The organism is Streptomyces sp. XM83C (assembly GCF_023072675.1).
Taxonomy (GTDB): domain Bacteria; phylum Actinomycetota; class Actinomycetes; order Streptomycetales; family Streptomycetaceae; genus Streptomyces; species Streptomyces thermocoprophilus.
Map to the genome: position 1 here is coordinate 1 of NZ_JALLGL010000343.1, position 6,198 is coordinate 6,198.

General features: G+C 71.8%; 5 protein-coding genes. 1 reads left to right on the forward strand and 4 read right to left on the reverse strand.

Annotated elements, in window-relative coordinates:
• Positions 1-314 precede the first annotated feature (314 nt).
• On the reverse strand, positions 315-1,253 hold the full coding sequence (locus tag MTQ10_RS26595) for an AurF N-oxygenase family protein (RefSeq protein ID WP_247472703.1): 939 nt from the start codon (positions 1,251-1,253) through the stop codon (positions 315-317).
• 163 nt (positions 1,254-1,416) lie between these two features.
• Between MTQ10_RS26595 and MTQ10_RS26600 the strand changes: the two genes are divergently transcribed.
• A complete protein-coding gene (locus MTQ10_RS26600; RefSeq protein ID WP_247472704.1) occupies positions 1,417-2,529 on the forward strand; it encodes a ferritin-like domain-containing protein in 1,113 nt (370 codons plus the stop codon).
• A 25-nt stretch (positions 2,530-2,554) separates the two neighbouring features.
• On the opposite strand, the gene MTQ10_RS26605 is transcribed toward MTQ10_RS26600, so the two are convergent.
• The 3 genes from MTQ10_RS26605 to MTQ10_RS26615 all read right to left on the reverse strand — a co-directional run bounded on the left by MTQ10_RS26605 (position 2,555) and on the right by MTQ10_RS26615 (position 6,124).
• Positions 2,555-4,012, reverse strand: a complete 1,458-nt coding sequence (locus MTQ10_RS26605; RefSeq protein WP_247472705.1) for a penicillin-binding transpeptidase domain-containing protein — start codon at positions 4,010-4,012, stop codon at positions 2,555-2,557.
• Complete coding sequence (locus tag MTQ10_RS26610) at positions 4,009-5,382, reverse strand: FtsW/RodA/SpoVE family cell cycle protein (protein ID WP_247472706.1); 1,374 nt, start codon at positions 5,380-5,382, stop codon at positions 4,009-4,011. The genes MTQ10_RS26605 and MTQ10_RS26610 overlap by 4 nt, the downstream gene beginning before the upstream one ends.
• 67 nt (positions 5,383-5,449) lie before the next feature.
• On the reverse strand, positions 5,450-6,124 hold the full coding sequence (locus MTQ10_RS26615) for an SH3 domain-containing protein (protein WP_247472707.1): 675 nt from the start codon (positions 6,122-6,124) through the stop codon (positions 5,450-5,452).
• Positions 6,125-6,198 lie beyond the last annotated feature (74 nt).

Genomic DNA, 6,198 nt, shown 5'->3' on the forward strand with positions numbered 1-6,198 from the left:
GGGGTGGGGGCGGAGGGGGCCATGCGGGCAGCGTAACCCGACGCCGCCCCCCGCTTTCCGCGCAGTTCCCCGCGCTCCTTGGGGGTGCCTGGGCTTTCGTTTCCACCCGCGGGCCGGTGGAGGCTGGTCGCGCAGTTGCCCGCGCCCCGTGGGTGGCGAGTCCTGCGTGGCTGCGGGCAGTCGTGCCGCAGGGGCGCCGGGGGTCCCCCTCCGGGGGAGGCACCCCCGTAGCGCCGGGTCGCGCGACCCACCCCCGGCCCGCACCCGCTCCGGTGGGCTGTTGAGCCGGGGGCTCAGGGGCGACCCCGGCCGGGTCAGGCCAGGAGGCCTGAGGATTTCCAGAGGCGGCGGCCCACGCCCCGCAGCACGCCGATGTCGTCCAGGAAGTCCGTCAGCCGCTTCGCCCCCGTCTGCATGACCTCCCGCCGATGCCCGCTGGCCTTGACCTGCGCCATCGCCTCCCGCTTGTCCAGCCCGACGTTGGTGTACACCTCGGGGTTGACGAACGCGACGGAGAACACCCGCGCGAACTCACCGGAGGTGACCCGCGTGAACTCCTGGGACCACTTCGGCGCCGTCAGCATCTGCCGCCGCAGTTCCTCACGCGCGTACCGCACATGACGGGCCTCCTCCACGACGTGGATGCGTGTCACACCCCGGATCAGCGTCTGCACCCGCTCGTCGGGGAACGTCAGCCGCTGCATCCAGTCGAGCACCTCCTCGCCGAGGAGCGTCGCCGTGAACGACCCCGGCGTGGTGGAGATCGTCTTGAACAGCCGCCCGAGGTTCTGGTGGACGCGGCTCACCGGGTACCACGGGGTGCCGCCGCGGGATATCACCCGCGCGAACATCTTCGAGTGCCGGCACTCGTCCTCGATCTCGGTGAGCGCGTACCGGACGTGCGCACTGGTCGCCGACTTGTCGTAGATGTGCCGGACCAGCAGCTGCATCAGGATGAGCTCGAACCAGATGCCCAGCGAGGCCAGCGCCGCCGCCTCGTGCTGGGACAGCAGGATCCGCTGCTCCTCGCTCATCCGCTTCCACATCGGCGTGTCGTACAGCGACACCAGCTCCGGCGGCCAGAACCACTTGCCTTCCTCGAAGGGCGCGTCCCAGTCGAGTTCCTTGTCCGGGTCGAAGGAGTGCTTGGCGGAGGAGGCGAGGAGGCGTTCGGCCACCTGTTCGCGGTCCTTGAGCAGGCCGAGCGCGTCGCGCAGCCCCTCCAGCGCGTCGGCATCCGTCAGGGTCGTCATGGCTGATCCACCTCGTCGTACGGGGGTGTGGGGACAAGTCCCGCGGGGCGTGGCGGGGTTACCCACCGGTCACCCTCTTATGAGACTGCTTGTCAGCAAGGTCGTCAATCCCTCCCGTCGTACTTTGTTGACCCGGCGTGCGCCGCGTGTGAGATTGCGGGGCATGCCGAGCTTCGACCTGTACGCCGATCCACCGCCCCAGGACCCCCGGTGGGAGGTCCCGGCGAGCGGCGCGGCCCGTTTCGGATGGGAGTACGACGACGGACGCGAGCGCCTCCTCGCCCTCTACCAGCGGGGCAAGGACAAACAGTGGGACGGCGCCCGCCGCATCGACTGGGACCTGGAGGTCGACCCGTACGACCCGCTCGGCACCCCCGACGAGGCGATGTCCGTCCACGGCACCAAGTACTGGGCGAAATTCAGCGAGAAGGAGCGGGCCGAGCTGCGCCGGCACTACGCCTCCTGGCAGTTCAGCCAGTTCCTCCACGGCGAGCAGGGCGCGATGATCTGCGCCGCGCGCATCGTGGAGTCCGCGCCGGACATGGACGCCAAGTTCTACTCGGCCACCCAGACCATGGACGAGGCCCGGCACGCCGAGATCTACGGCCGTTTCCTGCACGAGAAGATCGGCCTGCTCTACCCGATCAACGACAATCTTCAGGCCCTGCTCGGCGACACCCTGCGCGACAGCCGTTGGGACATGCCGTATCTCGGCATGCAGGTTCTCATCGAGGGCCTCGCGCTCGCCGCGTTCGGCATGATCCGCGACACCACCGACAAGCCGCTGCCCAAGCAGATCCTCGCCTACGTCATGCAGGACGAGGCCCGCCATGTCGCCTTCGGCCGGATGGCGCTCCGCGACTACTACAAGCAGCTCACCGACGCCGAACTGCGCGAACGCGAGGAGTTCGTCATCGAGGGCTGCTACCTCATGCGGGACCGGCTGCGCGGCACCGAGGTCCTGGAGAACTTCGGCATACCGAAGGCGGAGGCCGAGGCCCTCAGCGAGCGGTCGGAGTTCCTCGCCCTCTTCCGCAAGCTGCTGTTCTCCCGGATCGTGCCCTGCGTGAAGGACATCGGCCTGTGGGGACCGCGCCTTCAGCGCGCCTACGCCGACATGGGCGTCTTCGAGCTGGGCGACTCCGACCTGGACGCGCTGATGACGCAGGACGAGGAGATCGCGGAGAAGCTCGACGCGGAGCGGTTCGCCGCGGAGGAGCGGGAGCGCGTCGCCGAGGTGGCGGAAGCCGTCCGCGCCGGCGCCGCCGACGACTGACGGCAGGCGGGCGTCCGGGTGCCGGTCAGGAGCGCAGCACCGCCTCCATCACCGCCCGCGCGATCGGCGCCGCGTCCCCGCCGCCACTGATCTCCCCCCGGTCGGCGGCGGCGTCCTCCACCACGACCGCCACCGCCACCGACGGCTCCACGTCCCGCGGCCCCTGCGCCCACGACACGAACCAGGCGTACGGCGTCCCCGAGTTGCCCAGCCCGTGCTGGGCGGTGCCGGTCTTGCCGCCCACGACCGCGCCGGGGATCGCCGCGTTCGTGCCGGTGCCCTCCCGCACCACGTCCGTCATCAGCTCCCGCAGCCGCAGCGCCGTCGACGGGTGCATGGCCTGCCGGACGGGCCGGGGGCCGGGCGTGCCGACCGTGGTGCCGTCCGCCCGCGTCGTCCGCTCCACGAGATACGGCTCCCGCACCTGCCCGCCGTCGGCGACCGCCGCCGCCACCATCGCCATCTGCAAGGGCGTTGCCCGCGTGTTGTACTGCCCGATCGACGACAGCGCCAGCTGCGCCCGGTCCACGGTCGTGTCGAACGTGCTCGGCACGACGGAGAACGGAATGCGCACCCCAGGATCGTTGAAGCCGAAACTCTGGGCGGTCGCCACCATCCGCTCGGCGCCGACAGCGACACCCAGCTTGGCGAACACCGTGTTGCACGACCACATGAACGCGTCCCGCAGCGGCGCGTCCGCGCACCCCTCGCCCTCGTTGGTGAGGACCGTTGTCGTCCCCGGCAGCCGGTACGGGTCCGGCGAGTGGGTCGGCGCGTCCAGATCCGTGACCACGCCCGCGTCCAGCGCCGCCGCCGCCGTCACCACCTTGAACGTCGACCCCGGCGGATAGGTCTGCCGCACGGCACGGTTCAGCATCGGCTTGTCCGGGTCCGCGTTCAGCCGCGCCCACGCCCGCTCCACGTCGGGCCCGTTGCCCGACAGCAGCGACGGGTCGTACGACGGCGCCGACACCAGCGCCAGTACCCGGCCGGTGGCCGGTTCGATCGCGGCCACCGCCCCCTTCCGCCCCGCCAGCCCCTCGTGCGCCGCCCGCTGCGCGGCCGGGTTCAGCGTCGTGACCACGTCACCGCCGGGTGCGCGGCCCCGCGTCAGGTCGTTCAGCAGTGCGAACGGCGTGAGCATCGGGTCCGTGCCGGACAGCACCCCGTCCTCGGTGGCCTCCAGCAGCGTCGTGCCGTACACCTGCGACGCGAACCCGGTGACCGGCGCGTACAGCGGGCCGTCCGTGTACACGCGTTCGTAGCGCAGCTGCTCGCCGGTGTCCTTCGACGCGGTGACGGGCCGTCCGCCGACCAGGATGTCGCCGCGGGGCTGCCCGTAACGGGCGATGACGGGGCGCCGGTTGGCCGGGTTGTCGTCGTAGGCGCGGGACTCGACGACCTGCACGCGCGCCGCGTTGACCAGCAGCGCGGCGAGCAGCAGGGCGCAGAAGACGGCGGCGAAGCGGATGCAGCGGGTCACGGCGCCACCTGCCCGTCGTACTGACGGCGGGCCGCGTGGCTGACGCGGATCAGCAGCGCGACGATCGCCCAGTTGGTGACGACCGACGAGCCGCCCTGCGCGAGGAACGGCATCGCCATGCCGGTCAGCGGGATCAGCCCGGTGACACCGCCCGCGATGACGAACACCTGCAACGCGACGATCGACGCAAGCCCGACCGCGAGCAGCCGCCCGAAGGGCTCCCGCAGCGACAGGCCCGCCCGGTATCCGCGCTCCACCAGCAGCCCGTACAGCAGGAAGATCGCCGACAGCCCGGCCAGGCCCAGCTCCTCCCCGGCCGTCGCCAGGATGAAGTCGGACTTCGCGGCGAACCCGATGAGGACGGAGTGGCCGAGGCCCAGTCCGGTGCCGGTGACGCCGCCCGCCGCGAACGCGAACAGCGACTGTGCGAGCTGGTTGGGTCCCTGCCCCGCCTCGATGGAGGCGAACGGGTGCAGCCAGTCCTCCACGCGCGCGTGGACGTGCGGTTCCAGCCGGCCGACGGCGACCGCGCCGAGCGCGGCCAGCAGCAGCCCGACGGCGATCCAGCCGGTGCGGCCGGTCGCCACGTACAGCAGGACGACGAACAGCCCGAAGAAGAGCAGCGAGGTGCCCAGGTCGCGTTCCAGGACGAGGACACCGACGCTCAGCAGCCACACCGTCACGATCGGGCCGAGCACCCGGCCCGTCGGCACCTGCACCCCCCACACCTTGCGTCCCGCGTACGTCAGCGCGTTGCGGTTGGCGGCCAGGTACGCGGCGAAGAACACCGCGAGCAGCACCTTCGCGAACTCGCCCGGCTGGATGGAGAACCCGGCGACCCGGATCCAGATCCGGGCGCCGTTGACCGCCGGGAAGAGGATCGGCAGCGTCAGCAGGGCGAGCGCGGCGGCCACACAGACGTAGCTGTAGCGCTGAAGGACGCGGTGGTCGCGCAGCGCGGCGACGACGAACGCGAACAGCGCCACCCCGAGCGCCGACCACACCAGCTGGGTGGGCGCGGCCCGGTCGTGCGGGGTCTCCAGGTCGAGCCGGTAGATCAGCACCAGCCCCAGACCGTTCAGCAGCACCCCGATCGGCAGCGGCAGCGGATCGGCGTACGGCGCCCGCCACCGCACCGCGAGATGGGCCAGCAGCGCGAGCACGCCGAGCCCGGCGCCGTAACCGACGGCGCCGGGCGGGAGGGTGCCGGTGCGGGCCAGGCCGACGGCGCAGTAGCCGCACACCGACAGCAGCACGGCGACGACGATCAGGGAGAGCTCGACGCCCCGGCGCCGGGGGAGACGGACCGTGGGAGCGGGGGCGTCGGCCGCCGCTGCGGCGGTCCGGATTCCGGCCTTGGCCTTGGTCATGTCCGGAACTTACCCAAATGGCATGAGTTGGTCGCTGTGGCATGCGGGTGTGCGGCCTGCCGGAGCGTCAGCACCAGCGGGGTTCCGCACCGAGCGTGCGGATGTACGCCGCCGAACCCCACGCCCAGGTGCCGTCGGTGAGCAGGAACCAGCGCCGGTCGCCGTTGACGCTCTGGCCCTCGGTCTTGCAGAAGATGTGCACGATCTCGCCCTCGTGGGCGGTACGGATCACCTCGCTGCCCCGGTTCGGCGCACTGCGCAGCAGCAGCGTGCTCGCGGTGACCACACCCCGGTACGTGCGCTGGTCGTCGCGCCCGCTGTCGGTGCCGTGCCAGTTGCCGTTGCCGCCGGTGGCCTCCCAGTCGCCGCCGTTGCCGTTGCCGCCTCCCTGGGTCTGGGCGGTGCCTTGGGGCCGGTCGGGCCACTGGGACTGGCCGCTGGTCTGTGGCTGGCCGTCGGGCCGGGGGTTGTCGGGCCGCTGCGCCTGGCCGTTGCCCTGCTGTCCGCTGCTCTGCGACTGGCCGTTCGTCTGCGCGTTGCCGGACCACTGCGACTGGCCGGAGCCCTGAGCCTGGCCCGACCACTGGGACTGGGGTTGAGACTGGGCCTGGGACTGGGTCGAGTCGGGGTCGTCGCCGCCTGTTCCGGCGCCGGCGGCGGCCGGCGTGACGAGGACGGCTGAGGCCAGGGCGCCGGCGGCACCGGTTATGGCGAGACGCGTGAGGGCGGAGCGCAGGGACATGGCGTTACCTCCAGGTGGGGGCAGAGGTGTCGAAGCTGACTTATCGCCACATTAGGGGCGGGGTGTCTTATACA